Raw genomic sequence first — 24507 nt, 5'->3', positions numbered from 1 at the left:
ACCAGGGGGGAGCATGCTCGAAACCAAAGGCTTACCGATAGCGACAGATTACCTCGGTGATGAGGTGAGATTTATTCGCCTTTGCTATGAAAGTCAGGGCCTGGATATCGAGGTAAGTGTCGAAGGTAGCAGGGCGCAGGTTCATTTTGACTCTGTGGTTGGCTTTCGAATGTTGGATGAGGGTGACCTGATGGAGTTCTGGACCGAATGCAGCCTTTCCAATGGCTGGTTATTTCAGATTTCCAACGGCGGCTGGTACCGCCAAGAGGCCAAGCGCAGCGGCTTTATGGCCAGCGCCAACCTCAAGTTGCAGGAATTTCTGTTGGTGAGCCGTGGCGAGTGTGTCTCCGTTTTCTGTGAGCAGGGTGAACCCAAGGTGTGTTGGCTTAAAGACTGACTCGCTATCTTTTACAGCCTAAGGGCGAGCTTGGTCGCCCTGTTGTTACTTTATTCATCAAGGTCAGAGCTTGATGCTCTTGGCCCCGTTATTCTGCCCTCAAAAGTAGAGCTTCAGCTCACTAAAATCAGCGCCTCAGCTCATTAAAACGAGAGTCGCCAACCCCAGGAAGGCGAACAGGCCTATCACATCTGTCACTGTGGTTAGCACCATGCCACCGGCCAGTGCAGGATCCACATTGAGCTTTTTCAGTATTAAAGGGATGCTGGCCCCGGCGAGACCGGCTACCGTCATATTGATTAACATGGCACCGCCAATAAGGGCGCCGAGCGCCAGATCGCCTTTCCAGATCCACACGGCAGTGAATACCAACGCCGACCACAGCAGGCCATTGAGAAAGCCGATAGCCAGTTCTTTGCCTATGAGCCAACGGGAGTTGCTTTGACCTATGTGGCCGAGGGCGATACCGCGGATCACCAGCGCCAGAGTCTGGTTACCGGCAACGCCGCCCATGCTGGGCACTATGGTCATCAGAATTGCTATGGTGGCAAATTTTTCCAGTGTGCCTTCAAACATATTACTGACCGAGGCGGCCAACAGAGCGGCAAACAGGTTGAAGGTTAGCCACAAAGAGCGGCGAAAGGCACTCTTGAACACAGGGCCGAAGGTGTCTTCATCATCGTCCATCCCCGCCATCCCCATCATGGAGTGTTCGGCGTCTTCGCGGATAACATCCACCACATCATCAATGGTGATTCGACCAAGCAGATGGCCTTCACTGTCGACCACTGGTGCCGAAACCCAGTCATGGCGTTCAAACAGCTGGGCCACTTCATTGTCCGGCATGGTGACGGGAATACTCTCAAGCTCGGGATCCATTATGCTGCGGATCCCGGCGGTGGGGTTACAGGTCAGCAGGGTGGAGAGCTTAACGCCACCGAGCAAAACATCGCGTCTATCTACCACATAGAGGGTATCTGTGGCTTCGGGCAACTCGCCTCTTTGACGCAGATAACGCAGCACCACATCGACGTTGACGTCCGGTCTCAGGGTCACGGTATCTGTGTTCATCAGACTGCCGGCACTGTCTTCCGGATAGGAGAGCGCCTGTTCGACCCTGGCCCTGTCTTGGGCACTCATGGAGTGCAGTACCTGTTTGTAGAGGGTATCCGGCAGGCTTCGCAGCACATAGGCCAGATCATCGGTATCCATACCCGCGGTCGCTCGTGCCAAGCGCTCAGGACTCATCAGGCTGATCAGCTGGTCTTTCATATCCTCACCCAGCTCTTCGAGGATCTCACCGCTCTGTTCCTGATCCACAAGTTGCCAGAGTACCTGACGGGTACGTGGTGGTGAAGATTCGAGAATAAAGGCGATATCCGAAGCTGTCATTCGCTGCAGCATGTCGCGCACATGCACGAACATACCACTGCCAAGAGCTTGGTTTAGTTGAGTAAGACGTTGTTCTGTCAGCTCTTGGTCGAGCGCTTCTATTGGCATGCAGTTCCCCCTGTGATGCAAAGCGAGGATATGTTACCTCAAGACAGGGGAGTTATAGAAACAAAGAGTGCAGTGCTAAGGAAGGGGCGAGCAAGTCCCACGCGTGCTCTGTGTCGGCTTACCGTACTGCCTGCTGTGTTGTGTCTTTCCCTAAGACTTCAGCTGGCTTCGTCGAAACGGGCGTTTATCAGAGCGCAGATGGCATCCATTGCGGGTTCGGCATCCGGGCCTTCGGCAATAAGGCGTATGGTTTTGCCTTGACCGGTTTCCAGCATCAAGAGCCCAAGCACGCTGGCGGCCGAGGCCTTTTTCTCGCCCTGGATCAGAGTGATATCGGCTTCGAACTCGCTGGCCAGCACCGCCAGCTTAGTGGCGGCGCGGGCATGCAGGCCCAGCTTGTTGACTATGGTGACTTCCCGTTCAACCTTTGCCATTGCCCAGCTCTCTGTGGCGGGCCTGTACCTTGTGTTTGCTGTTGCCAAAACGCTTGGCCAGCTGGTCGGCGACATAGACAGATCTATGCTGGCCGCCGGTGCAGCCTATGGCTATGGTGAGATAGCTGCGGTTGTTGCGTTCAAGGTGCGGTAGCCAGGTTTCCAGCAGATTCTCTATCTGCCAGATAAATTTGTTCACCAGTGGCTGACGGATAAGGAATTCCTGTACCGGCTCATCCAGCCCAGTCAGCGGCCTGAGCGCCGGTTCCCAGTGAGGGTTGGGCAGAAAGCGCACATCAAACATGAAGTCGGCTTCCTGGGGCATGCCGTGCTTGAAGCCGAACGATTCGAAGTTGATCACCAACTCTTTGTCGACGCTGCCCAGCAGAATTTCTCGCACTTTGTCACTGAGTTCATAGATATTCAGTGCCGAGGTATCTATGTAGTGATCCACCAGTTTCGACATAGGCTCCAGCAACTTACCTTCGTGCTTGATGGCATCTTGCAGCGAGACAGTGCTCTTGGATAGGGGGTGTAATCTGCGGGTTTCGCTGTAGCGTTTAAGGAGTACTTTATCGGAAGCGTTGAGGAAGAAGCTGGTCAGTTGGGTGTTTTCCGGCAGTGCCGCCAACTGTTTTTCCAGCACTTTTTCCTGATCCGGCATGTTGCGCACATCTATGCTGATGGCGACCAGATCATTGCTGCCTCGGAGGTTTTCCAGCAGGCTGCCTATCATGGGCAGGGGCAGATTATCCACACAGTAGTAACCCAGGTCTTCGAGTACCCTGAGGGCAACGGATTTTCCGGAACCGGAGCGGCCTGAGACTATAGCGAGTTTCATCCTGTGATCACCTGATAGAGTTCTGTTTCATCGCGGGATTTACGCAACTGCTTGAGTATTGCTTTGTCGCTGAGCTTTTCAGCCATGGCAGACAGGGTACTCAGATGTTGTTGGCATTGATCTGCGGGAACCAGAAGGGCGAACAGTATGTCCACCGGTTGGTTGTCTATGGCATCGAAGGCGATAGGCTCTTCGCATTTGACCAGCACGGCAATCGGCTCTGTGATATCAGGCAGCCGGCCATGCGGAATCGCAATACCATTACCTATACCTGTGCTCCCCATCTTTTCGCGGGCCAAAAGGCTTTCAAAAATCGCTTGAGAGGAAAGGGTGGGGTACTGGGCGCTGGCGAGATCGCTAATTAGCTCCAGTACCTTTTTCTTACTGCCCGGAGTGGCACAGGTAGTGCACTCCGGCCGCAGGATGGTACTCAGTTCCATCGTTAGTGTTTTGTCAGCTTTTCTTTGTGTTTAATGACCTGACGATCCAATTTATCAATCAGAACGTCGATGGCGGCATACATGTCGGCATGTTCAGAAGTTGCATAGACTTCGCCGCCTGTGAGGTTGATCTTGGCTTCGGCAATCTGTTGCAGTTTTTGTACATTGAGCACAACGTGCACATTATTGATCTGTTCGAAATGGCGTTCAAGTTTCGAAAACTTACTTTCCACATAGTCACGCAGTGAGTCGGTGATCTCGATATGATGTCCTGTCAGGTTGATTTGCATAGAAAGATTCCTCCAATTTCCAACTGTGGATTTATAAACTCTTACGCTGGTTCGACGGTGGTATCATCATAGCCTCGCGATACTTGGCTATGGTGCGTCTTGCAACGTTGATTCCCTGTTCTGCCAGAAGTTGTGCCATCTTGCTGTCGCTCAAAGGTTTCTTCTGGTTTTCCGCTGCCACGAGCTTCTTGATAAAAGCCCTGATCGCCGTGGAAGAGCATTCTCCGCCATCTTCGGTACCGACATGGCTGGAGAAGAAGTACTTCAATTCAAATATTCCCCTTGGGGTATGCATATACTTTTGAGTGGTGACCCTGGAGATGGTCGATTCATGCATCTCGACCGCCTCGGCAATATCGTTGAGTACCATGGGTTTCATGGCCTCTTCACCATATTCAAAAAATCCCTGCTGGAACTGCACTATGCAGTTGGCCACCTTGAGCAGGGTGTCGTTGCGGCTCTCCAGGCTCTTGATAAACCATTTGGCTTCCTGAAGATGACCACGAATAAACTGGCTGTCTGATTGGCTGCGGGCGCTACGGGCCATGGCAGCATACTGTTGGTTGATCCCGAGTTTGGGCATACAGTCCGGATTGAGCTCCACCACCCAGCGCCCGTTCTTCTTCCAGACGCTGACATCCGGGATCACATATTCCTCGTCCATCGGCTGCACCAGCAAACCGGGGCGGGGATTGAGGCTCTGAATAAGGTTGATGGCGTCACGCAGTTGATCTTCCTTGAGCTTGGTCTTACGCATTAGGGTGCGAAAGTCGCGGGTAGCGATGAGATCCAGATGTTCGTCAATCAACAAGCGGGCGTCGGCCAGATGCGGGGTGTCGGCGTTAAACTGTTGCAATTGGATCAGCAGGCATTCGCGCAGATCTCTGGAGGCGATGCCGATGGGATCGAAGTGCTGGATCCGCTTGAGTACCGCCTCGACTTCATCGAGCTCAATCTCAGGGTTGCCCATGGCTTCGAGGATCTCCTCAGTGCTCTGGGTTAGATAGCCCTGCTCGTCGATGGCATCTATGATGGCGGTGGCAATGGCGTCGTCGGTATCGGAAAACGGGGTCAGGTTCTTTTGCCATTCTAGGTGTTCATAGAGACCTTCGCTGGTTTCACCCTGGAAGGGCATGTCATCTTCACGGCCCATAGCCGGCCCTGAGGCGCTGGCGGCGGTAAAGACTTCATCCCAGGTGGTATCCATAGGCAATTCATCCGGCATAGACTCATTGTTCAATGCCTCTGAGGTTTCTACCGTGGAACCATCTTCCTGCTTGACGCTCAATTCGCCGGCGTCGTTTTCCTTGTGGTTGTCGTCGATAGCGTCATCCTGGTTGTCCTCGGCCATCTCCAACAGAGGGTTGGCTTCCAAGGCTTCCTGGATTTCCTGCTGCAGCTCAAGGGACGACAGTTGCAGCAGGCGAATTGCCTGCTGCAACTGAGGTGTCATGGTCAACTGTTGACCCAATTTGAGCTGGAGTGACGCTTTCATTATACCGCTAATCCCTACTCGTTATTTTTCAAGGAAAAAATTCAATAATAACAAACTATAATACCCGGAATTGCCGCCGGATGACATGATCCTAACTATAGCCTGAATTGTTCGCCTAAGTACACAGCACGCACTTGCTGGTTGTCCAAGATTTCAGCGGGTGTGCCCTCGGCAATCAACTGCCCATGGCTGACAATGTAGGCTCGCTCACAAACGTCGAGCGTTTCGCGAACATTGTGGTCTGTGATCAGCACCCCCAAACCGCGGGACTTAAGCTGTTCGATGATTTTCTTGATATCGATAACTGAGATGGGATCCACACCGGCGAACGGCTCATCCAGCAGAATGAACTGTGGATTGGCGGCCAATGCCCGGGCGATTTCCACCCGGCGGCGTTCACCGCCGGAGAGGGACATCCCCAGGCTGTCACGTATGTGGGTAATGTGGAATTCTTCCAGCAACTGTTCGAGTTGTTCCTCGCGCTCGTCGCTGTTGAGCTCTTTGCGGGTTTGCAGTACGGCCATGATGTTGTCATGTACCGACAGCTTGCGGAAAATACTGGCTTCCTGTGGCAGATAGCCTATGCCTTTACGGGCACGCAGGTGCATGGGATCCAAGGTCAGCTCGTCGTCGTCAATGAAAATACGGCCCTTGTCACTCTGCACCAGGCCAACCACCATATAGAAGGTAGTCGTCTTGCCCGCCCCGTTGGGGCCCAGCAGCCCCACGATCTGGCCGGTATTGACCGATAGGCTGACATCTTTGACTACGTTGCGCTTCTTGTAACTCTTTGCCAGGTTTTGTGCCGTCAGGGTGCTGGTCATTGCGGCTCCTGCTGCTGTTCTTTCTTATTGAGATCCTGATAGTTTTCCGGCTGGATAACAGTGGTTACCCTATCTTGGCCTTTGCCGCTGCTTTCCGCTTCCAGCTGCTGCTTGTTGATGTCGTAGACTATCTTCTCGGCGGTTACTTCGCTGCCGTCCTGTTCCACTTTGGCTTGACCTATCAAGGTCATGATGCGGCTGTCTATGTTGTAGTGGATCTCTTTGGCCTTGGCACTGGCCTGACGGCCATCTTCCAGCTTCTGGGTATAGGTGGCAGGTGAGCCCTTGGCCACCAGGATCCGCTCGCCACTCTTGTCCTCAGTGTAAGCCGTGAGTTCATCGGCCAGCAGCTTCAAACTGCCCTGGGTGACTGTGACAGGCCCGCCGTATACCACGCGCTTGTTTTTGATATCGGCAAACTGATTGGCGGCGCTGATCTCGACTTTTTGCAGCAGATCTTCTTCAATGGCCACCGCCGACAGGCTTGTGATGCACAAGAGGGCACCGATAAAAAGCTTACTTGGTTTCATAGGTTCCTTTCACCTGACTGGTCAGCTTTACTTGCTGAGCGTTGAGATCGGCATACAGGCCGGATCCCTTGATATTAAAGTCTCTGCCTTCGATCAGGATCTCGCGATCTGAGGTCATGATCATGGTGTCCAGATCCAGCTCCACATAACTGGTTTTCAGGCTCTGGATCGGTTCATTGGGGCTAATGGCGTCGATGATAACATTATTTTCAAGTACCACTCGGTTACTCTTGCGATTGAGCCTGCCCTCGTTGGCAGACAGGCGCCACTGCGCTTCGCCCTTGTCCGGATAGACCAGATAAACCGGTTGGTTGAAGAAGGTCTTCTCATTGGCTTCATAGTGTTCCATGTGTGCCGCCGCGACCCTGCTGGCGACATTGCCCTGCTCGTCAAAGTTGACTGAGCGCAGGTCATCGGCGACAAAGTCCGGCCGCACCACATCCACCGGCGCCTCGCTCTGTTGGGCGTTGCGCTTGTTCTGCACCTGCCAGTAAAGGATTAGTGCAGTGGAGAAAAACAAAATAATGGCCAGAGTGACCCTATTCATATACTCATTCCGTGGGCATTTTCAAATTTGTCCTGACTGAGCAGGATAAGATCCGCCAGCTCCCGCAGCGCACCATGGCCGCCGGTAATCTGGGTGATCATGTGGCAGTGCTGCCTTACCCAAGGATGGCCATCGGCCACGCAAACCGCCAGTCCAACTTGCTTCATCACCGGCAGGTCGACAATGTCGTCACCTATATAGGCCACTTGTTCAGGCTTGAGGTCATAATGTTTAAGCAGCGCCTCATAGGGCTCAAGCTTGTTGTCTATGCCTTGATAAATCTTGTCTACCCCCAGGGCCGTCATGCGGTTTTCGACTATCTGGGACTTGCGGCCGGTGATCACCGCCACCTGAATGCCGCAGGACAGCAGCGAGCGCACTCCATAGCCATCGCGGGTGTGAAAGGCCTTCAGCTCTTCGCCGCTGTTGCTCATATAGATACGGCCATCGGAGAAGACACCGTCGACATCACAAATAAGCAGCTTGATTTTGGCGGCTCTTTGCCAGTTGTCTTCGCTTATGGGTCCGTAAAAACCTTGATGACTCATCAGATAACCCCCGCCTTGACCATATCCAGCATATTGAGTGCTCCAATCGGCTCATTGGCGCCATTGATGACGATAAGGCCGTTAATGTCGTTTTCGTCCATCACCTTGAGCGCCTGCGCCGCGAGGATATTGTCACCACTGGTGATGCAATCCCGGGTCATGACATCGCTTATTTTGGTGGTACGCAGGTTGACTCCGGCGTCGATGACACGTCTCAAATCACCATCGGTGAAAATACCCACCAGCTGCTTCTGCTGATTGACCACTGAGGTCATACCCAGACCCTTCTTGGAGATTTCATACAGGGCGTCTGTGATACAGATATCTTCTGTGACCAACGGCAGTTCTTCGTCTTTATGCATCACATCGCTGACCTTGAGCAGCAGTTTGCGCCCTAAAGCGCCGCCGGGATGCGACAGGGCAAAGTCGTCTTTGGTAAAGCCTTTGGCCTGCAACAGGGCGACCGCCAGGGCGTCTCCCATCACCAGGGTGGCCGTGGTGCTGGAGGTGGGGGCCAAGCCCAGCGGGCAGGCTTCTTCCGGCACCTTGATGCATAGATGCAGCTGCGCCAGCTTAGCCATGGTGGATTCTGGCTTGCCTGTCATGGAGATCATAGGGATCCCCTGGCGCTTGATGACGGGGATCAGGGTTAGAATTTCGCTGGACTCGCCCGAGTTGGAGATAGCCAATACGATATCGTTTTCACTCAACACTCCAAGGTCGCCGTGGCTGGCTTCGCCCGGGTGAACGAAGAATGCCGGGGTGCCCGTGCTGGCGAGGGTGGCAGAAATCTTATTGCCTATATGGCCCGATTTCCCCATCCCCATCACTATCACCTTGCCGCTGCAGTTGAGGATCAGTTCGCAGGCTTGGGCGAACTCGGGGGAATCAACAAACTGGTACAGGTTATCCAGTGCTTGTTTCTCGATATCTATTACTCTGCGGCCCCATTGGCGCAGTTGCTTAGCTTCTGCCATAGTTGTCTCTCGTCTTTTTGCCCTTCATCGCTAGTGGGATTGAAACAGGCTGTATTGATAGCCAATGAAGCTTATCAGTAGTAAGGCACCGTGCCAGCGCTTGAGTTCACGTTGTTTACCTGTGCTCAGCACCAGGAGTGCCAGGGCACAACTGGTGCCCAAAGCCATATAAAAGTCGCGTCCGGCCGCTGCGGCGTCGATTACGCCCGGGGCGATAAGACCGGGTATTGCCAATACCGCCAGAATATTAAACAGGTTGGAGCCGACAATATTGCCTATGGCCAAGTCGTCCTCTTTCTTGAGCACACCGGCTACGCAGGCTGCCAGTTCCGGCAGGCTGGTGCCCACGGCAATGATGGTCAGACCGATAACCAGATCCGATAGCCCAAAAGACTTGGCAATACCCACGGCACCTTCGACCATCCAGTCTGCCGACAGTGGCAAGAGTACCAAGCCTATGATCAACCAGAGTACTGCCTTGGCAGTGGGCACATCTTTGGGGATCTCGGCATCGGCTTCATCGGCGAGTGGATCCTTATTCTTATTGGTCAGTGCATGCCAGATAAGATAGCCCATCAGGCCGAAGAACAGCGCCAGTAAAATAACTCCTTCGCTGCGGCTGAGATACTGATCGTGCAGGAAGTAACCCGCCAGCACTGTGGCGCCCAGCATCATGGGGATCTCCCGCTTCAGGGTCTTGGAGCTGACGGCAATAGCCCCGAGCAGGGCGGTCAACCCCAGGATCAAGCTGACATTGGCGACATTGGAGCCCAGCACATTACCCACGGCCGTATCCGGCATGCCGGCCATGGAGGCGCTGGCGGCAACGAACATCTCAGGGGCCGAACTGCCCATGGCGACTATGGTCAGTCCTATCAACATGGGGGGTAACCCCAGGTTACGGGCAAAAGCCCCGGCGCCATAAACGAATTTATCGGCACTCCAGACCAGGACGGACAAGCCGGCGAGCAGCAAGAAAATATTGAATAACATGCAGTAAATAAAGCTACGGATTCTGGCGTGCATTTTCGCCGTATTTGCTACAAATTGAAAGTATCACGGCGCGATACTATTGATTCAGTTGTGCGCTTATCCTCAATTGCGTACAATTTATCGCTTATCTTTGGCTTGGCCAGACGGGTTACCGGGCGCCATTCAGCGTCAATTCAGTAAGCCTGCGGCAGTATCAAGCCTTATAACGGCGGGCCATATGTGCCGTGGTGCTACAGCCGCGCCGTAACTTGAATTCCACTAGACAAGGTCTCCATTTCATTTTGATGCCGGAATCCAGCAAGCAGCAAAATCCTTCTCCCCTGGTCGAGGTCAATAATCTCGGCTTCAGTCGTGGATCGAGGGTGATTTTTGAGCAGATAAGCCTCACGATTCCCAGAGGTAAAGTCACTGCCATCATGGGACCCAGCGGCATAGGCAAGACTACGCTGCTGAAGCTCATCGGCGGGCAGTTGACTCCGGATCACGGCGAGGTGTTGTTCGATGGTCAGGATCTTCACAAGCTGAGCCGCCACGAGCTGTTTGAAGCTCGTAAGCGAATGAGCATGTTGTTCCAGAGCGGTGCCCTGTTTACCGACATGAATGTGTTCGATAATGTGGCCTTTGCTCTCAGGGAACACTCAGGGCTGCCGGAAGCCATCATTCGTCGCATAGTGTTGATGAAGCTTGAAGCCGTAGGACTTCGCGGCGCGGCGCAGTTGATGCCGAGCGAACTCTCCGGCGGAATGCAGCGCCGGGCTGCCTTGGCCCGTGCCATAGCGCTCGAGCCGGAAATGGTGCTGTATGACGAGCCATTTGCCGGTCAGGACCCCATTTCCATGGGAGTGCTGGTGAAGTTGATTAAAGAGTTGTCCGATGCCTTGAATCTCACCTCTGTGGTGGTTTCCCATGACGTGGGCGAAGTGCTGAGCATTGCCGACTATGTGTATGTGATTGCCGACAAGCGCATCATAGCTCATGGTACTCCGTCCGAGCTCAAGCAGGCCGACAATCCACAGCTGAGGCAGTTTATCGACGGTATGCCGGACGGCCCAGTGCCTTTCCACTATCCGGCGCAGGATTATCAGAAGGAGTTGCTCGGTGAGTTTGACTGATTCGATAGCCAATCTTGGCCGCAATGCACTGGGTCTGATAACAGGGCTCGGCAAGGCCGGGGTGATGCTTTGGGGCGCCCTGGTGCAGCTGCCACGGCCACGCAAAGGCTTGCCATTGCTGATAAAGCAGGTGTACGTCGTCGGTGTGCAGTCCATGGTGATCATTTTGGTTTCCGGACTGTTTATCGGCATGGTACTGGCGCTTCAGGGCTACAACATCTTAGTGGATTTTGGCACTGAAGAGAGCCTGGGCCCCATGGTGGCGCTGAGCTTGCTCCGGGAGCTTGGGCCAGTGGTTACCGCCTTGCTGTTTGCCGGCCGCGCCGGTTCGGCCCTGACCGCTGAACTGGGGTTGATGAAATCCACAGAGCAGCTCTCCAGTTTGGAGATGATGGCGATAGATCCGCTGCGGCAGGTGATTGCGCCGCGCTTCTGGGCCGGGGTGATCAGTATGCCGTTGTTGGCCTTGATGTTTACCACTGTGGGTATCTATGGCGGTTATCTGGTTGGGGTTGAATGGAAAGGCATAGACAATGGCGCCTTCTGGTCGATTCTGCAGGCCGCGGTGGAATGGCGGCAGGACATAGTCAACTGCCTGATTAAAAGTTTTGTTTTTGCCATAGTGGTGACCTGGATAGCCCTTTATCGAGGTTATCAGGTGGTGCCTAATCCGGAAGGGATTAGCCGCGCGACCACTCAGACTGTGGTGCAGTCCAGCCTGGCGGTATTGGCGCTGGACTTCTTATTGACGGCGCTGATGTTTGCCCGCTGATTTTGGCGCCGGCGCATAATGGATGATTAACTCTGGTGACTCTATGTTGACACGAAAAATTGAATTTATGGTGGGACTCTTCCTGTTGGCGGGACTGGTGGCTTTTTTGCTGCTGGTATACAAGGTGGCCAATGTGGAGGTGCAGTCCGCTAGCAATACTTACACTCTAACGGCCAAGTTCAGTAACATCGGCGGCCTTAAAGTACGCTCGCCGGTCAAAGTGGGCGGTGTGGTTGTCGGTCGGGTCAGTCAGATCACCCTGGATCCCCAGCAGATGGTGCCTGTGGTGACCCTGACCATGGACAAGCGTTACGACCAGTTTCCTGAAACCAGCAGCCTGGCTATCTTGACCTCGGGCTTGCTGGGTGAGCAGTTCCTCGGCTTGACTCCAGGGTTTATGGATGACGATATCGCGATTTTGCAAGATGGCGATCGCATCGATGATACCCGTTCGGCGCTGGTGTTGGAGGAGCTGATCGGGCAGTTTTTATATAGCATGGGTTCAAAGGACAACTAGGAGCACTGAGATGTTTAAAGGGATAATCCGTAATCTGTTGGCCGTCGCCTGTCTGGCGTCTGCAACAGTGGCACAGGCGACCGATATCGATACCAGCAACCCTTATGTCATGGTGGAACAGGTTGCCGACAAGACATTTAACCGTTTTCATCAGGATAAGAGCATCATCGACAGCAATCCGGATCACCTCAAGGTGATCGTTAAAGAGGAGCTGATGCCTTATGTGGATTACAAGTACGCCGCTTACAAGGTGATGGGCCAATACTTGCAGCAGACCACCAGAGAGCAGCGTGATGCCTTTGTCGATGCTTTTGAGGGCTATCTGGTTTCCACCTATGCCCAGGCTTTTACCGAGTACACCAATCAGAAAGTGGAATTTGGCCGTGCCATCGACTTCAGCCAGGAAAAGATAGTCGAGGTGAATGTACAGATCATTGAAGCGGGCCGCCCGCCAATCAAATTGTTGTTCAAGGCGCGTCGTTTGAAGGACGACAGCTGGAAGGCCTTTGACCTGGTTGCCGAAGGTGTCAGTCTGCTGGCCTCCAAGCAGTCGGAAGTTACTACACTCATTCGCCAGAAGGGCATAGATGCCGTGATTGAGATGCTAAAAGAGCGCACTCAGGCTCACGTGGATCCCGATGGCCCCAAAGGCAAGGATGCGCTATGAAGCTTGAGCCACAGGGCGATAGCTGCAAATTGAGTGGGCGTTTGACTCAAGAAGAAGTCACCCGTTTGTGGAAGACACGCAAGACACTGCTGCCGGCCGATGTGCGCCGGTTGGATCTCAGCGAGCTGACATACTCAGACAGTGCCGGCATGGCGTTTCTAATGGAGCTTGTCAGTCTCAGAAAGGGGGAGCTGACCCTGGCTTCTCCCTCGCCACAGGTGCGTAAGTTGATCGCCCTGTATGATTTGGATGCCTTCTTTAGCACAGAGGGCCAAACTAGGTAAGTTTCCTATGAATACCACAGAGATAGAACAAATATTAAAGGACTCACTCTCGTTGACGGAAGTTTATGTCAGCGCCGAAGGCAGCCATTTCAAGATAGTGGCCGTGGGTGAATGTTTCGATGGCATGAGCCGTATCAAGCAGCAGCAGGCAATCTATGCCCCCCTGATGGACAAGATCACCAGTGGTGAGATGCATGCGCTCAGTATCAAGACTTTTACGCCTACCCAGTGGCAGCGTGAAAAAATCTTCAACATGCCAGCCTAGAGTATCAATGTGGATAAACTGAAAATTCAGGCAAGCGGTGCGCTTGCCGGTAACGTGGTGATCTCCGGCGCCAAGAACGCCGCTCTGCCTATCCTGATGGCCGGGGTGTTGACCGAATCGGAATTCCTGGTCTCCAACGTGCCTAATCTGAGGGACGTCAATACCAGCTGTAAGTTGTTGCGTTGCCTCGGTGCCGACGTCAGCGAGCAAGGCAAAGGGCAGATACGTATCGATGCCAGCGGCATCAATGAGTTTTGCGCCCCTTATGATCTGGTGAAGACCATGCGCGCCTCGATTCTGATCCTGGGGCCCTTGCTGGCACGTTTTGGTAAGGCGGATGTGTCTCTGCCGGGGGGCTGCGCCATAGGTGCCAGGCCGGTGAACCTGCACCTGCACGGCCTGGAGCTGATGGGCGCCAAGATAGAAGTCGATGAAGGCTATATCAAGGCCCGGGTCGATGGCCGCCTCAAAGGCGCGCATATCTTTATGGATATGGTCAGTGTCGGCGCCACAGAGAACCTGCTGATGGCTGCGGCCTTGGCTGATGGTGAAACCGTGATTGAAAACGCTGCCCGCGAACCCGAGGTGGTGGATCTGGCCAAGTGCCTTATCGCCATGGGAGCCAAGATTGAGGGCGCCGGAACCGCTACCATACGGATTCAAGGGGTGGAAAAGCTCAATGGTTGCCGTTATCGGGTGATGCCGGACAGAATTGAGACAGGCTCGTTCCTGGTGGCTGCAGCGGTGACCCGTGGCCGGATCCGTTGTCTGGATGCCGATCCCGGCTCGCTGGAGGCTGTGCTGGCCAAGCTGGAAGATGCCGGCGCCGAAATCCTTACCGGCAGCGACTGGATAGCCCTGGACATGAAGGGCAAGCGTCCCAAGTCAGTCAATATCAAGACTCTGCCTTACCCCGGTTTCCCGACCGATATGCAGGCGCAGTTCTGTGTGCTTAATGCAGTGGCAGAAGGCACTGCCACTATCACGGAAACCATCTTTGAGAACCGTTTTATGCATGTGCCCGAGTTGAACCGTATGGGCGCCAACATGGAACTGGAAGGCAATACCTGTATCATTCACGGTATTGAGCAGCTCAATGGTGCTCAGGTGATGGCGACCGATCTGCGGGCGTCAGCCAGTTTGGTGATTGCCGGACTGATGGCCGAAGGCACCACAGTGGTGGACCGTATCTATCATCTGGATAGAGGCTATGAGCATATCGAAGATAAGTTCAAGGGTCTTGGTGGCTCGGTAGAGCGCATCTCCTAACCCGGTTGCACAGCCAATAAAAAACCACTCTTAGAGTGGTTTTTTATTGGCCGTATTCCCCGCAAATCAATCGCTGAAAATACTGACGCAGTTGCGGCCGGAAACCTTGGCCTGATATAGGGCCTGATCGGCATTGGCCAGCCATTGATCGCTGTTTTCTACCTCGTCACTCAGATCGCAGATCCCCAAACTGATAGTAAAAGGCACCGGCTGACCATTGAAGCTGAAGCGGCTGCTTTCTATCTGAATGCGTAGCCGCTCGGCAAAGGAGCGGGCATCTTCGGCGCTGGTGTGGGATAAGACTACGGCAAATTCTTCGCCGCCATAGCGCCCGGCGCAGTCGGTTTCCCTGAGGTTTTGGCTGAGAATATGGGATAGATGCTGAATAACCCTGTCTCCGGCGATATGCCCCAGGCTGTCGTTAATCCGTTTAAAGTGATCTATATCGAACATCACCAGGCTGGCTGGCTCGCCATAGCGGGTGTGGCGATCAAACTCCCGCTGCATGCAAAATTGCCAGTGTCTACGATTGTGCAGTTGGGTCAGGCCATCGGTTTGACTCAGGTGTTCCAGGCGCTCGTTGGCGCTTTTGAGCTGCAGCTTATTGATGGCGATATCCGTCACATCATAGATGATGATGCTGATATGGGAGATCTGCCCGGTGAGAGAGGCCAGTGGCAGCAGGGTGACATTCTGGAACATGAATTCGGCGCGGCCTGTGATGGGCCGGTAGTTCTTGAATTTGAATACATAGGGCCTCTGCTCCCAGCTGATGAAGGCGCGGTTTTTCAGCAGAAACACAGATTCCATCTTCTGCTTGAGCCAACTGGCCGGCAGATCCGGAAAACGTTCAAACAGGTTGGTGCCCTTAATATCGTTGGGAGAGACGCCACTGTGGTTTTCCATAAAGCCATTCCACAGCTGAATATTGTAATTTCGGTCCAGTACCACCAGGCCAACCTCTATGGTTTGCACCATGTCGATTAGCCAGTGCAGTTCATTTATTGCATTCAAATCCTTTGCCATGGCAAACCTGTTTTGTCAGTTCATCAGATAGCCGAGCTTGAAATTCAGCGTCGGCAAGGAGTCTTCGGTAAAGAGCAGCAGTAGATCACACTGCACATTGTGATCTTCGATGCGATAATTGATCTCCATCGCCAGCGTGCGCTGCCAGCGATCTGAGTTATCGTGGATCAGATCGTTCACTGTACAATGCCGTCCGAGCACCACAGGGTGCGCCTGGCTGAATTGCATATCCAGCTGCTCCGAGATGCCGCTGAGGAAGGCGCCGATCAGCACATTGGCGGTATCTATCATCACCTCGATTTCCGTGTTGGTGTCTTCGGGATCTGACAGGCCCATTAACTTGGCCATATCCTTGAAGCTGGAGTCGTGAAACAGCAATAGCGCCTCACCGGCAATGCCGGCACCGATAAAACCCTGACACAGCGCCGAAATTTTGGGGCTTTGCTCTGTGGCCTTGAGTGCCATGGTCAACTCACTGACCTCCAGCACATTGACGTTGGGAATGGGCAAGAGCACAAATACATCCAGCAACTTGGCCAGCAGATCGGCGGCGCGCCCCATGGCAATGTTGGCAACTTCCTGGCAGGCATCGCGCATATCCACCTGGATCATAGGTTCTTCGTTGCCGTCGCCGCCTTCGGCCAACTGCAAAATGCCATATTCCTGTAGTATGTTGCGAATGGCATCTGCACTGACGGGCTTTTGAATAAAATCCAGCGCGCCCAAGGCTTTGACTCTTTGATGGGCTTTAATTTGGATATCACCAGAGACGACTATCACCATCGCCGGCAGATCTTGTTGTTGAATGGCTTGCAACACTTCATAGCCGTCCATGACCGGCATGTTGAGGTCCAAAAAGACAATCTCACCCTTGCCGGCGCGGATAGCCTCAAGTCCTTCGGCGCCATTGGCGGCAAAGTTGATGTCGACTTCCCATTCTTTGGGAAGGGTACGGGCCATCTGCTTTCGCGCCAGCGCAGAGTCGTCGCATATGAGTACCGGAATCGCCATAGAGATTTCCTGTTCTACCGCATTACTTGAAGATAACACCTACAGCGGCATTTTTGTGATTATCCTCTGACTATGCCGCTGGATCAGAGAGGACAGGGCCGATAGTAATATACCGGCGGATACGGACTTTATGTCCATTTCTCATATTTGGCAGGATAAAATCTTATTTAGTGCAATGGCTTGCCTTTTGAGGGTCGATATTGTGAACACTTGTCGCCACTAAGTCAAAACCAATGTCAGTTTATTGACGCAAGCCAAAATTTAAACTGTGCTGTGATATTGAAATAGAGCGATTTTTGATCTGGCCTGACCTGTTTGATGGTGATACCGTTAACATAACTTCAACTTTCAAGGACCTGCAGATGCAGTGGCAGACTCTTAGCCTGGAATGGCAGCAACAGTTGGCTATCGTTAGCTTGAACCGGCCGGATAAGCTCAATGCTATTAATTACACTATGTTCAGCGAGCTTAAGGCTATGGCGCGTCACTTGCGCCGTCAACGGCATTTGCGGGCGGTGATCCTCAGAGGTGAGGGTGGCCAATTCAGCTCCGGCTTGGATATCAAGAGTGTGGCTAACTCTCCCTGGCAAGCGCTGAAGCTGTTGTTCAAGTGGTTACCGGGCAATGCCAATCTGGCGCAACAGGTGTCTGTCGCCTGGCGTGAGCTGCCGGTTCCTGTGATTGCCGTCTTGGATGGTCGCTGTTATGGCGGTGGCTTGCAAATTGCGCTCGGCGCCGATTTTCGGATTGCCGCCAATGACGCCGAATTGTCTATTATGGAAGCCAAATGGGGCTTGGTGCCCGACATGGGCGGCTTGGTGAGTTTGCGGGAAATTCTGACCAAAGATCAGGCATTGAAACTCAGTATGACGGCGGAATTAATCCCCGCTTGCAAGGCGTTGGAATTTGGGTTGGTGACCGAGTGCAGCAGTGATCCTCTGGCCCGGGCACAACAACTGGCAGCTGAACTCAATGAACGCTCTCCCGATGCACTGGCGGCGATCAAACTGAGTATCAACCGCAGCTGGAACGGTTCCCGTCGGCGCCTGCTGGCGCGGGAGTCCTGGAGCCAGGTGCGTCTGCTTTTGGGGCGTAACAGAGCCATTGCTGCCGTGCGGCAGGGCAAGGATCCCGAGCGGGCCTTTGAACCGCGGCGAAACTGGTGAGATACCCTTCACGGCTAAATAAATATTAACTTGACCTATATGACAGAAGCGCCTGAAAATCCGTCACTTTATTTTTAGATGGAAATTGGGATGCGGATTTTTTTTGAACGCTTGCTGTGGGGCAGTCGCTTGTCTGTCATGGTTGGAGTCTTCTCCTGTGTGTTGGCGGCCTTGGTCACCTTTGTCATGGGAGTCAAGGACGTGCTACATATGTTTGCCCTGTTGTGGGAGTACCTACTCAGTGGTAGCTATGATGTGCGTAACGATCTTGTGATGGTACTGGTGGAGATACTGGATACCTTCCTGCTCGGGGCTGTGCTGCTGATCTTTGCTTTCGGCCTCTATGAACTCTTTATCCGTAACCTGGAACCGGCCAGTAACTCGGATACCGGTGGGAAGATACTGATCATCTCCAGCATAGATGCACTCAAGAGCAAGTTGGGCAAAGTGATATTGATGATGCTGATCATCAAGGTGTTCTCCTTCTTTGCCGATATCAAGCCCAGCTCGGCACTGGATTTGCTGTTCATGGGAGGCACTGTGGTACTCATCTCCCTGGCGTTGATGTTCTCCAATGGCGGCAAGAAAGAGTAATCGCACTGCCGACATTTGTTCTACGGAAAGCTTGGTCTGCCGGCCGGTTTTGGCAGCAACTTCTGCAATTAGGCGGTCACTGATGGGCTTCAGTGGCTGTTTTTTCGTTTGGCGGCGCTTGTTTCAGCACCTTTCTGGCCATGCCATCTATCATCATCAAGGTGTTTTCAAAGGCAACATCCTGGCGCAGATCCAGCGCCAGTAACCGCTGCCGGTATTGATTTTCCGGCTGGCTCATTGCCAGCGATTTACGACTTTTTACCGTCGCCTGCGAGGCCTGGTGACCGTCGGGGGATTGGATATCGAGTACCGCCAGATCCAGTTCGGCCAGCTGCTTTGGCAGGGCTAAATTGGCATAGGGATCATCGAGGTAGGGATTGATCACCACCAGTAAGTCCGGTTTGGCCAACTCCTGCGCCGCCAATAACTCAATTACCAAGGCGGCGCACTGATCCTGGGCTATCAGTAAGCGCTTGCCTGGAAAGGGGGCTCCCAAGGTGTCCAATTGCGCCAGACTCTGTTGGATAAAGCTCTGTTGCTGTTTCCTGAGTTTCTGCCATTCCTCCGCCTCTCGGCGGCTCGTTGCCTGGTTGCGTTTTCCCGGCATTTTGCCATCGCCGGCCTTGCTTATTTCCTGCGCCTCTGTGGTGAAGTTGGGCTGCTCCGGAAAGGGTGGTGGTGTGATGCTGATACTGGCCCAGCCTGCGGGATTGATGCCGCGGCGCAAGAAGGCGTTGAGTCCGGGAGCATCGGCGTGGGTGCCGGGTGGCGGCAGTAACAGCGCTGCGCCCAATTGTTTCGGGCCACTCCAGGGTCGCACCAGAACGGCTTGTTCCTCGCCATCCACTTGTATCTGTTGCAGTTCTGAGGCGGCGACATGCTCCAACGCCCGGCGATTGTCTCTGGGCTTCATGGAGGCTGTTTCAGGCGTTTGAGTCGCTGGCTCTGGTTGAGCCTGCGCCTGGTTGACCATGTCTTTGTTGACTGGCTCGTCGGCTGCCAGTGCCACCAAAGGCAAAAAGCACAGTATAGCCATAGTTCTGGGTATCAGCGCCAAGGGAACTCCTTAAACTTGCTTTGGTTGGAATAGCATGATTCTGCAGCCTTTATTGGCTCAATGCCAAAATTATAAGCTGCAAATTTGTGCTCTAGTAGCCGTAGTTAAAAAAGTTTGCGCGCCGAACCAAAGCTTAAAGGCGTGGTGCATCAGGGTTGCTGAACTTAAGCATAAAAAGCAAGACCCGCCGGCAGCGGGTCTTGGGGGATGATACTTGAGTGGATTATCAGGCGTGGCTGACCAGCACCAGGCGCACGGCATCGAGCTGCAGCTGGCATTGATCCAGATAACCGCGTAGTTCGACGATCTGATTTTGCAGATACTCAAGCTCAGCATCGCGGATATTGGGGTTCACCGCCTTGAGGGCTTCCAGACGTTGCAGCTCGGCGCCCAATTGACGCTCCATCTGCTGCTGGGCTTCGGCCTGCAGGTTGGACATGGCCTCCATAGCGTGGGTTTCGCCCTTGGCCAGCAAAGGATGCAGTATCGCCTGCGAGGCATTGACCAGCTTGCTGGCGATATGGCGGTTAACCGCACTGAGCTGGCGATCAAAATGCTCGTAACTCACCTTGTTAGACAGATTGTTGCCGTCTTTATCCAACAGAATGCGCAGCGGTGTCGGCGGCAGATAGCGATACAGCTGGCTGGACTTGGGTGCCGAGGCCTGTGCCAGGTAGATAAGTTCCAGGAACACAGTTCCTGCCGGCAACGCCTTGTTCTTGAGGATGGCAACACTTGTGGTGCCAGTCTCTGAACCAGTGATCAGATCCAGACCGGTTTGCACCAGCGGATGCTCCTGGGTTATCAGGGCGATATCGTCGCGGGACAGGGCGGTTTCCCGGTCGAAAGTCACGGTAATACCATCTTCCGGCAGACCGGGGTAAGTGGGAAACATCATGTGCTCACTCGGGCGCAGTACTATGGTGTTTTCGCCTCTGTCGTCCTGATCCAGACCTATGATGTCCCACAGACGGATCACTGAGCCGATAAGCTGGGTGTCGTTATCCATCTGCGCCAGTCTCTCGGCTAGGGCCAATGACCTGTCGCCGCCGTGGGAGTTGAGTTCCAGCAGCTTGTCGCGGCCCTGCTCCATCGCCTGCTTGAGCTCTTTATAACGGCTGCGGGTGTCGCGCAGCAGCTTGCTCATCTCTTCTTCGTTTTCTTCCACCAGCAGTGGCAGCAACTGGGCGCCAAACTCCTTAAACAGAATATGGCCACCGGGGCAGGTGAGTTCGAAGGCATTGAGGCCCTCGTGGTACCAGGCCAACAGACGCTCCTGCGCTGTGTCGGTGAGGAAGGGCAGGTGGATCTCTACATCATGGTTCTGACCTATGCGATCCAGGCGACCTATGCGCTGCTCCAGCAGATCCGGGTTCAGCGGCAGATCGAACAACACCAACTGGCTGGCGAACTGGAAGTTACGCCCTTCGGAACCGATTTCCGAGCAGATCAGCGCCTGGGCACCACCTTCTTCCTGGGCGAAGAAGGCACCGGCCTTGTCACGCTCTATGATGGACATGCCCTCATGGAACACAGTGGCGAGGATCCCTTCACGGGTACGCAGCGCTTCTTCCAGACTCAGCGCGGTGGCGGCCTGGCTGGCGATAATCAGCACTTTCTTGCTGCGGTTTTGCTTGAGGAAATCTATGAGCCAGTCGACCCTGGGGTCGAACTTCCACCAGGCAGCGGAGTTTTCATCAAACTCCTGATACATTTTTTCCGGCGCCAGCGCGTAGGCGGCCTTCATTTCCAAGGTGCGGTGACCATTCATCATGGCACTGACTCGGGCCGCAGTGAGGTACTGCTCCGGCATGGCCTGTGGATAGGCGTTGAAAATGCGTTTCGGGAAACCTTTGACCGAGGCGCGGCTATTACGGTACAGCACTCGACCCGTACCGTGTCTGTCGAGCAGCTCCTGCAGCAGTTCGTCACGGGCGGCTTGCTGCTGCTCGGCATCGACGCCGTCAGCCTGGATCAGGCGAATAGCGGGGGCGATATCCTTTTCCGACAAGAGCTCGGTCAGGCTGTTGATGGCATTGTCGGGCAGCTTGTTGCCACTGGCCAGCGCCTCGGCGGCGAGGGCCACCTCTTTGTAGCCTTGTTCCTCTTTGATAAAGGCTTGATAGTCGTAGAAACGGTCCGGATCCAGCAGTCGCAGTCGGGCAAAGTGGCTCTCATGGCCCAGTTGATCCGGGGTCGCGGTCAGCAGCAGTACGCCGGGCACCACTTCTGCCAGAGCTTCTACCACCTGATAGGCGCGGCTCGGAGCCTCTTCGGTCCACTCCAGGTGATGGGCCTCGTCGACCACCATAAGATCCCAGTCGGCATCCAGCGCCTGATCGAGACGGCGCTTCTTGCGCAGCAATTCCAGCGAGCAGATCACCAACTGTTCTGTGTAGAAGGGGTTGTCGTGGTCGGCAAAAGCCTCGATGCAGCGGTCTTCATCGAATACGGCAAACCGCAGGTTAAAGCGGCGCAGCATCTCCACCAGCCATTGGTGGCGCAGGGTATCGGGAACTATCACAAGTACCCGCTCGGCGCGGCCTGTCATCAATTGCTGGTGAATGATGAGACCAGCTTCTATGGTCTTGCCCAGGCCCACTTCATCGGCCAGCAGTACCCGTGGCGCGTAGCGGCGCCCGACTTCATGGGCAATCCACAGCTGATGCGGAATAAGGCCAACTCTGGGACCCTGCAGCCCCAGCAGATCTGAGGTGGCCAGATTGTGGCGCAGTTGCTGGGCGGCGTAGCGCACCCCGAATCTGTCCAGTCTGTCTATCTGGCCGGCAAAGAGTCTGTCCTGCGGCTTGTTGAAACGAATATTGTGATCCAGCAGAGTTTCCCGGAGCTGCACTTCTTCACCGGTTTCACTGTGAATGCCGCTGTAGATCACCAACCCGTCTTTTTCATCCAAAGAGTTGATGGTCAGTGTCCAGTCTTCATGGCTCTTGACCTGATCACCTGGGTTATAAATCACCCGGGTTAACGGGGCGTCGTTGCGGGAGAACATGCGGTTCTCTCCGGTGGCGGGGAACAGCAGTGAGACCATGCGGCCTTCCAGTTGTACTACTGTACCCAAACCAAGCTCTGATTCGGTATCACTGATCCAGCGTTGACCTAAGGCGAAGGGCATCTTTAACTCTCATCTCCGGGCGGATTCACAAAGGGCGCGTATGTTATACCAATCCGAGTATAATACCAATCCTGCCCTGCGGGCCTTTTCGTCCGCTTGTCATCCAATCGTCATCTTTAGCATCCTACACTCAAAAACGGATACCGCGCAGTGACCATTAAAGAGACTGCAAAGGGTATTTGTCATCCGTTGCTAAAGGTGCCAGTATTAGTTTAAGCCATGTCACAGTGGTGAAACCTGCCCGTAATCAGTTAGAAACAGGAGTGCCATATACCCCAACCCAGGCCTGCGCTGGCCCATGACAACAAAGCTGTGAGTAGCTCATTGACGCAAATGGAGGCGCCATGGAACAAGACGACAGAAAGTTGTTTGTACTTGATACCAATGTGTTATTACATGAACCCTTAGCGATATACTCCTTTAAAGAACATGATGTTGTGGTCCCAATGACGGTACTGGAGGAATTGGACCAGATAAAAGACAGAAAGCGGGATGTCAGCCGCGATGCCAGGGTCGCCATTCGGGCGCTGGAAGATATCCTCGGCGGCAAGACCACTCCGGAACAGATAATCAAAGGGGTTCCCCTTCCAAGCCGCGAAGGGCATACAGATGCCACAGGTACTCTGGCTATCTTCCCCGACCATCAGATTGAATTCACCATAGGCTCGCTGCCCGGCGACAACAACGACAACCGCATTATCAACACAGCCCTGCATCTACAAAATCAATACGAGCCCCGTACCGTGGTGCTGGTCACCAAAGACATTAATATGCGTCTCAAGGCCAAGGGCGCCGGGATACTCCTGGTAGAGGACTACCGCACAGATCAACTGATCGATGACATACGTTTTCTGTCCAAGGGTTTTCATCAATTTGAAGGCAACTTCTGGGAGCATTTGCACAAGGTGGCCACCGAGCGTCATGGTCGTCATACTGTGCATGATGTGCCGCTCAAGGACCTGGGTGACGATCTCTTTTATATCAACCAATATCTACTGGACGATGAGTCCGAGTTTTGTGGCCGGGTGGTCGGCCGCAGTGAAACCAGTCTCAATGTGCTGGATCTCGGTCGCGATCGCCTGATGAATATGGAGGCCTGGGGCGTGAGGCCGAAGAACATCTATCAGGGCATGGCGCTGCAGGCCTTGATGGATCCTGATATCGACCTGGTTATTCTCACTGGCCCCGCAGGGTGCGGTAAGACCTTGCTGGCGATGGCGGCGGCACTGGAGCTGGTGGTGGAGCGTAATCTCTACGACAAGGTGATAGTCACCCGTAATACCCCGGAAATTGCCGAGTCGATAGGCTTCCTGCCGGGCACGGAAGAGGAGAAAATGGCGCCCTGGCTGGCGGCAATTACCGATACTCTGGAGGTGTTACACAAGCATGATGTTAACCCCAGCGGTTCACTTAACTACATAATGGAAAAGGCCAATATCCAATTTAAATCGATCAACTTCATGCGTGGGCGATCGATTCAGAACTCAGTGGTATTGCTGGATGAGTGTCAAAACCTGACCGCCTCACAGCTGAAAACCATGATCACCCGTATGGGAGAAGGTACCAAGCTTATCTGCTGTGGCAACCTGGCGCAGATAGACTCCAACTATCTAACCGCCGTTACCTCGGGTTTAACCTATATGGTTGAACGCTTTAAAAATTTTGAAGGCAGTGCCAACATTTATCTCAACGGTGTTGTGCGCTCACGGTTGGCGGAATTTGCCGAAGAGCAGCTCTGATAAACCCGGCTACTGAAAAAGGCCCCATATCGGTAATGCCGATCAGTTAAGACAGATCGCTTGACGATCTCACTGAAAG

General features: G+C 53.8%; 27 protein-coding genes. 11 read left to right on the top strand and 16 right to left on the bottom strand.

What is annotated here, in order from left to right; genetic code table 11:
• Positions 1 to 13 precede the first annotated feature (13 nt).
• Positions 14 to 397, top strand: a complete 384-nt coding sequence (locus RC73_RS04325; RefSeq protein WP_052247989.1) for a hypothetical protein — start codon at positions 14 to 16, stop codon at positions 395 to 397.
• Between the two features lie 135 nt (positions 398 to 532).
• On the opposite strand, the gene mgtE is transcribed toward RC73_RS04325, so the two are convergent.
• The 12 genes from mgtE to RC73_RS04265 all read right to left on the bottom strand — a co-directional run bounded on the left by mgtE (position 533) and on the right by RC73_RS04265 (position 9816).
• Positions 533 to 1897: a magnesium transporter gene (gene mgtE / locus RC73_RS04320; RefSeq protein WP_039033491.1), complete on the bottom strand. Its 1365-nt coding sequence runs from the start codon at positions 1895 to 1897 to the stop codon at positions 533 to 535.
• 158 nt (positions 1898 to 2055) lie between these two features.
• Positions 2056 to 2331, bottom strand: a complete 276-nt coding sequence (locus RC73_RS04315; protein ID WP_039033490.1) for an HPr family phosphocarrier protein — start codon at positions 2329 to 2331, stop codon at positions 2056 to 2058.
• Positions 2318 to 3172, bottom strand: coding sequence for an RNase adapter RapZ (rapZ, locus tag RC73_RS04310; RefSeq protein WP_039033489.1), 855 nt, complete (start codon positions 3170 to 3172; stop codon positions 2318 to 2320). The genes RC73_RS04315 and rapZ overlap by 14 nt, the downstream gene beginning before the upstream one ends.
• On the bottom strand, positions 3169 to 3612 hold the full coding sequence (gene ptsN / locus RC73_RS04305; RefSeq protein ID WP_039033488.1) for a PTS IIA-like nitrogen regulatory protein PtsN: 444 nt from the start codon (positions 3610 to 3612) through the stop codon (positions 3169 to 3171). Before ptsN ends, rapZ begins: the two co-directional genes overlap by 4 nt.
• Positions 3613 to 3614: 2 nt before the next feature.
• Positions 3615 to 3902: a ribosome hibernation promoting factor gene (gene hpf / locus RC73_RS04300; protein WP_039033487.1), complete on the bottom strand. Its 288-nt coding sequence runs from the start codon at positions 3900 to 3902 to the stop codon at positions 3615 to 3617.
• A 31-nt stretch (positions 3903 to 3933) separates the two neighbouring features.
• Complete coding sequence (locus RC73_RS04295) at positions 3934 to 5397, bottom strand: RNA polymerase factor sigma-54 (protein ID WP_039033486.1); 1464 nt, start codon at positions 5395 to 5397, stop codon at positions 3934 to 3936.
• Between the two features lie 95 nt (positions 5398 to 5492).
• Positions 5493 to 6221 (bottom strand): LPS export ABC transporter ATP-binding protein, encoded by a 729-nt coding sequence (lptB, locus tag RC73_RS04290; protein WP_025011764.1) that lies wholly within the window; start codon positions 6219 to 6221, stop codon positions 5493 to 5495.
• Positions 6218 to 6751 (bottom strand): lipopolysaccharide transport periplasmic protein LptA, encoded by a 534-nt coding sequence (gene lptA, locus RC73_RS04285; protein WP_039033485.1) that lies wholly within the window; start codon positions 6749 to 6751, stop codon positions 6218 to 6220. The genes lptB and lptA overlap by 4 nt, the downstream gene beginning before the upstream one ends.
• Positions 6738 to 7298, bottom strand: coding sequence for an LPS export ABC transporter periplasmic protein LptC (gene lptC / locus RC73_RS04280; RefSeq protein WP_039033484.1), 561 nt, complete (start codon positions 7296 to 7298; stop codon positions 6738 to 6740). The genes lptA and lptC overlap by 14 nt, the downstream gene beginning before the upstream one ends.
• On the bottom strand, positions 7295 to 7846 hold the full coding sequence (gene kdsC, locus RC73_RS04275) for a 3-deoxy-manno-octulosonate-8-phosphatase KdsC (protein WP_039033483.1): 552 nt from the start codon (positions 7844 to 7846) through the stop codon (positions 7295 to 7297). Before kdsC ends, lptC begins: the two co-directional genes overlap by 4 nt.
• A complete protein-coding gene (locus RC73_RS04270; protein ID WP_039033482.1) occupies positions 7846 to 8823 on the bottom strand; it encodes a KpsF/GutQ family sugar-phosphate isomerase in 978 nt (325 codons plus the stop codon). Before RC73_RS04270 ends, kdsC begins: the two co-directional genes overlap by 1 nt.
• 30 nt (positions 8824 to 8853) lie before the next feature.
• A complete protein-coding gene (locus tag RC73_RS04265; RefSeq protein ID WP_039033573.1) occupies positions 8854 to 9816 on the bottom strand; it encodes a calcium/sodium antiporter in 963 nt (320 codons plus the stop codon).
• 284 nt (positions 9817 to 10100) lie between these two features.
• Between RC73_RS04265 and mlaF the strand changes: the two genes are divergently transcribed.
• From mlaF to murA, 7 genes are read left to right on the top strand one after another with little or no spacing between them, the layout of a single operon-like run.
• Positions 10101 to 10928 carry a phospholipid ABC transporter ATP-binding protein MlaF gene (mlaF, locus tag RC73_RS04260; protein ID WP_039033481.1) on the top strand — a complete coding sequence of 276 codons (828 nt, stop codon included), beginning with the start codon at positions 10101 to 10103 and terminating at the stop codon, positions 10926 to 10928.
• Complete coding sequence (gene mlaE / locus RC73_RS04255) at positions 10915 to 11700, top strand: lipid asymmetry maintenance ABC transporter permease subunit MlaE (RefSeq protein ID WP_039033480.1); 786 nt, start codon at positions 10915 to 10917, stop codon at positions 11698 to 11700. The genes mlaF and mlaE overlap by 14 nt, the downstream gene beginning before the upstream one ends.
• A gap of 43 nt (positions 11701 to 11743) precedes the next feature.
• Positions 11744 to 12217, top strand: a complete 474-nt coding sequence (gene mlaD, locus RC73_RS04250) for an outer membrane lipid asymmetry maintenance protein MlaD (protein ID WP_039033572.1) — start codon at positions 11744 to 11746, stop codon at positions 12215 to 12217.
• 10 nt (positions 12218 to 12227) lie between these two features.
• Positions 12228 to 12884: an MlaC/ttg2D family ABC transporter substrate-binding protein gene (locus RC73_RS04245; RefSeq protein WP_039033479.1), complete on the top strand. Its 657-nt coding sequence runs from the start codon at positions 12228 to 12230 to the stop codon at positions 12882 to 12884.
• Positions 12881 to 13168, top strand: coding sequence for an STAS domain-containing protein (locus RC73_RS04240; RefSeq protein ID WP_039033478.1), 288 nt, complete (start codon positions 12881 to 12883; stop codon positions 13166 to 13168). Before RC73_RS04245 ends, RC73_RS04240 begins: the two co-directional genes overlap by 4 nt.
• A 7-nt stretch (positions 13169 to 13175) precedes the next feature.
• A complete protein-coding gene (locus RC73_RS04235; protein WP_039033477.1) occupies positions 13176 to 13433 on the top strand; it encodes a BolA family protein in 258 nt (85 codons plus the stop codon).
• A 9-nt stretch (positions 13434 to 13442) separates the two neighbouring features.
• Entirely contained in the window at positions 13443 to 14702 is a 1260-nt protein-coding gene (murA, locus tag RC73_RS04230) for a UDP-N-acetylglucosamine 1-carboxyvinyltransferase (RefSeq protein WP_039033476.1), read from the top strand.
• A gap of 66 nt (positions 14703 to 14768) precedes the next feature.
• Here murA and RC73_RS04225 read toward each other — a convergent pair whose 3' ends face one another.
• Positions 14769 to 15728 (bottom strand): sensor domain-containing diguanylate cyclase, encoded by a 960-nt coding sequence (locus tag RC73_RS04225; RefSeq protein ID WP_039033475.1) that lies wholly within the window; start codon positions 15726 to 15728, stop codon positions 14769 to 14771.
• A 15-nt stretch (positions 15729 to 15743) separates the two neighbouring features.
• Complete coding sequence (locus RC73_RS04220) at positions 15744 to 16739, bottom strand: response regulator (RefSeq protein ID WP_039033474.1); 996 nt, start codon at positions 16737 to 16739, stop codon at positions 15744 to 15746.
• A 362-nt stretch (positions 16740 to 17101) separates the two neighbouring features.
• Here RC73_RS04220 and RC73_RS04215 point away from each other — a divergent pair, with 362 nt between their 5' ends.
• Positions 17102 to 17905, top strand: a complete 804-nt coding sequence (locus RC73_RS04215) for a crotonase/enoyl-CoA hydratase family protein (protein ID WP_039033571.1) — start codon at positions 17102 to 17104, stop codon at positions 17903 to 17905.
• A 90-nt stretch (positions 17906 to 17995) separates the two neighbouring features.
• Positions 17996 to 18499 carry a YqhA family protein gene (locus RC73_RS04210; RefSeq protein WP_039033473.1) on the top strand — a complete coding sequence of 168 codons (504 nt, stop codon included), beginning with the start codon at positions 17996 to 17998 and terminating at the stop codon, positions 18497 to 18499.
• Positions 18500 to 18575: 76 nt separating this feature from the next.
• Here RC73_RS04210 and RC73_RS04205 read toward each other — a convergent pair whose 3' ends face one another.
• Both RC73_RS04205 and rapA read right to left on the bottom strand, forming a co-directional pair.
• Positions 18576 to 19556: a DUF3530 family protein gene (locus RC73_RS04205; RefSeq protein ID WP_052247988.1), complete on the bottom strand. Its 981-nt coding sequence runs from the start codon at positions 19554 to 19556 to the stop codon at positions 18576 to 18578.
• Between the two features lie 226 nt (positions 19557 to 19782).
• Positions 19783 to 22689, bottom strand: coding sequence for an RNA polymerase-associated protein RapA (gene rapA / locus RC73_RS04200; protein ID WP_039033472.1), 2907 nt, complete (start codon positions 22687 to 22689; stop codon positions 19783 to 19785).
• Positions 22690 to 23033: 344 nt separating this feature from the next.
• Here rapA and RC73_RS04195 point away from each other — a divergent pair, with 344 nt between their 5' ends.
• Entirely contained in the window at positions 23034 to 24428 is a 1395-nt protein-coding gene (locus RC73_RS04195; protein WP_039033471.1) for a PhoH family protein, read from the top strand.
• Positions 24429 to 24507: the final 79 nt, after the last annotated feature.

Source organism: Shewanella sp. ECSMB14102 (genome assembly GCF_000813075.1).
GTDB lineage: Bacteria > Pseudomonadota > Gammaproteobacteria > Enterobacterales > Shewanellaceae > Shewanella > Shewanella indica.
This window is presented reverse-complemented; position numbering and strand designations above follow the sequence as displayed.

Excerpts from the sequence above, each read along its gene's own strand:
- RC73_RS04325 (WP_052247989.1), top strand. The coding sequence starts at position 14 with ATGCTCGAAACCAAAGGCTTACCGATAGCGACAGATTACCTCGGTGAT.
- mgtE (WP_039033491.1), bottom strand. The coding sequence starts at position 1,897 with ATGCCAATAGAAGCGCTCGACCAAGAGCTGACAGAACAACGTCTTACT.
- RC73_RS04315 (WP_039033490.1), bottom strand. The coding sequence starts at position 2,331 with ATGGCAAAGGTTGAACGGGAAGTCACCATAGTCAACAAGCTGGGCCTG.
- rapZ (WP_039033489.1), bottom strand. The coding sequence starts at position 3,172 with ATGAAACTCGCTATAGTCTCAGGCCGCTCCGGTTCCGGAAAATCCGTT.
- ptsN (WP_039033488.1), bottom strand. The coding sequence starts at position 3,612 with ATGGAACTGAGTACCATCCTGCGGCCGGAGTGCACTACCTGTGCCACT.
- hpf (WP_039033487.1), bottom strand. The coding sequence starts at position 3,902 with ATGCAAATCAACCTGACAGGACATCATATCGAGATCACCGACTCACTG.
- RC73_RS04295 (WP_039033486.1), bottom strand. The coding sequence starts at position 5,397 with ATGAAAGCGTCACTCCAGCTCAAATTGGGTCAACAGTTGACCATGACA.
- lptB (WP_025011764.1), bottom strand. The coding sequence starts at position 6,221 with ATGACCAGCACCCTGACGGCACAAAACCTGGCAAAGAGTTACAAGAAG.
- lptA (WP_039033485.1), bottom strand. The coding sequence starts at position 6,751 with ATGAAACCAAGTAAGCTTTTTATCGGTGCCCTCTTGTGCATCACAAGC.
- lptC (WP_039033484.1), bottom strand. The coding sequence starts at position 7,298 with ATGAATAGGGTCACTCTGGCCATTATTTTGTTTTTCTCCACTGCACTA.
- kdsC (WP_039033483.1), bottom strand. The coding sequence starts at position 7,846 with ATGAGTCATCAAGGTTTTTACGGACCCATAAGCGAAGACAACTGGCAA.
- RC73_RS04270 (WP_039033482.1), bottom strand. The coding sequence starts at position 8,823 with ATGGCAGAAGCTAAGCAACTGCGCCAATGGGGCCGCAGAGTAATAGAT.
- RC73_RS04265 (WP_039033573.1), bottom strand. The coding sequence starts at position 9,816 with ATGTTATTCAATATTTTCTTGCTGCTCGCCGGCTTGTCCGTCCTGGTC.
- mlaF (WP_039033481.1), top strand. The coding sequence starts at position 10,101 with ATGCCGGAATCCAGCAAGCAGCAAAATCCTTCTCCCCTGGTCGAGGTC.
- mlaD (WP_039033572.1), top strand. The coding sequence starts at position 11,744 with ATGTTGACACGAAAAATTGAATTTATGGTGGGACTCTTCCTGTTGGCG.
- RC73_RS04245 (WP_039033479.1), top strand. The coding sequence starts at position 12,228 with ATGTTTAAAGGGATAATCCGTAATCTGTTGGCCGTCGCCTGTCTGGCG.
- RC73_RS04240 (WP_039033478.1), top strand. The coding sequence starts at position 12,881 with ATGAAGCTTGAGCCACAGGGCGATAGCTGCAAATTGAGTGGGCGTTTG.
- RC73_RS04235 (WP_039033477.1), top strand. The coding sequence starts at position 13,176 with ATGAATACCACAGAGATAGAACAAATATTAAAGGACTCACTCTCGTTG.
- RC73_RS04225 (WP_039033475.1), bottom strand. The coding sequence starts at position 15,728 with ATGGCAAAGGATTTGAATGCAATAAATGAACTGCACTGGCTAATCGAC.
- RC73_RS04220 (WP_039033474.1), bottom strand. The coding sequence starts at position 16,739 with ATGGCGATTCCGGTACTCATATGCGACGACTCTGCGCTGGCGCGAAAG.
- RC73_RS04215 (WP_039033571.1), top strand. The coding sequence starts at position 17,102 with ATGCAGTGGCAGACTCTTAGCCTGGAATGGCAGCAACAGTTGGCTATC.
- RC73_RS04210 (WP_039033473.1), top strand. The coding sequence starts at position 17,996 with ATGCGGATTTTTTTTGAACGCTTGCTGTGGGGCAGTCGCTTGTCTGTC.
- rapA (WP_039033472.1), bottom strand. The coding sequence starts at position 22,689 with ATGCCCTTCGCCTTAGGTCAACGCTGGATCAGTGATACCGAATCAGAG.
- RC73_RS04195 (WP_039033471.1), top strand. The coding sequence starts at position 23,034 with ATGGAACAAGACGACAGAAAGTTGTTTGTACTTGATACCAATGTGTTA.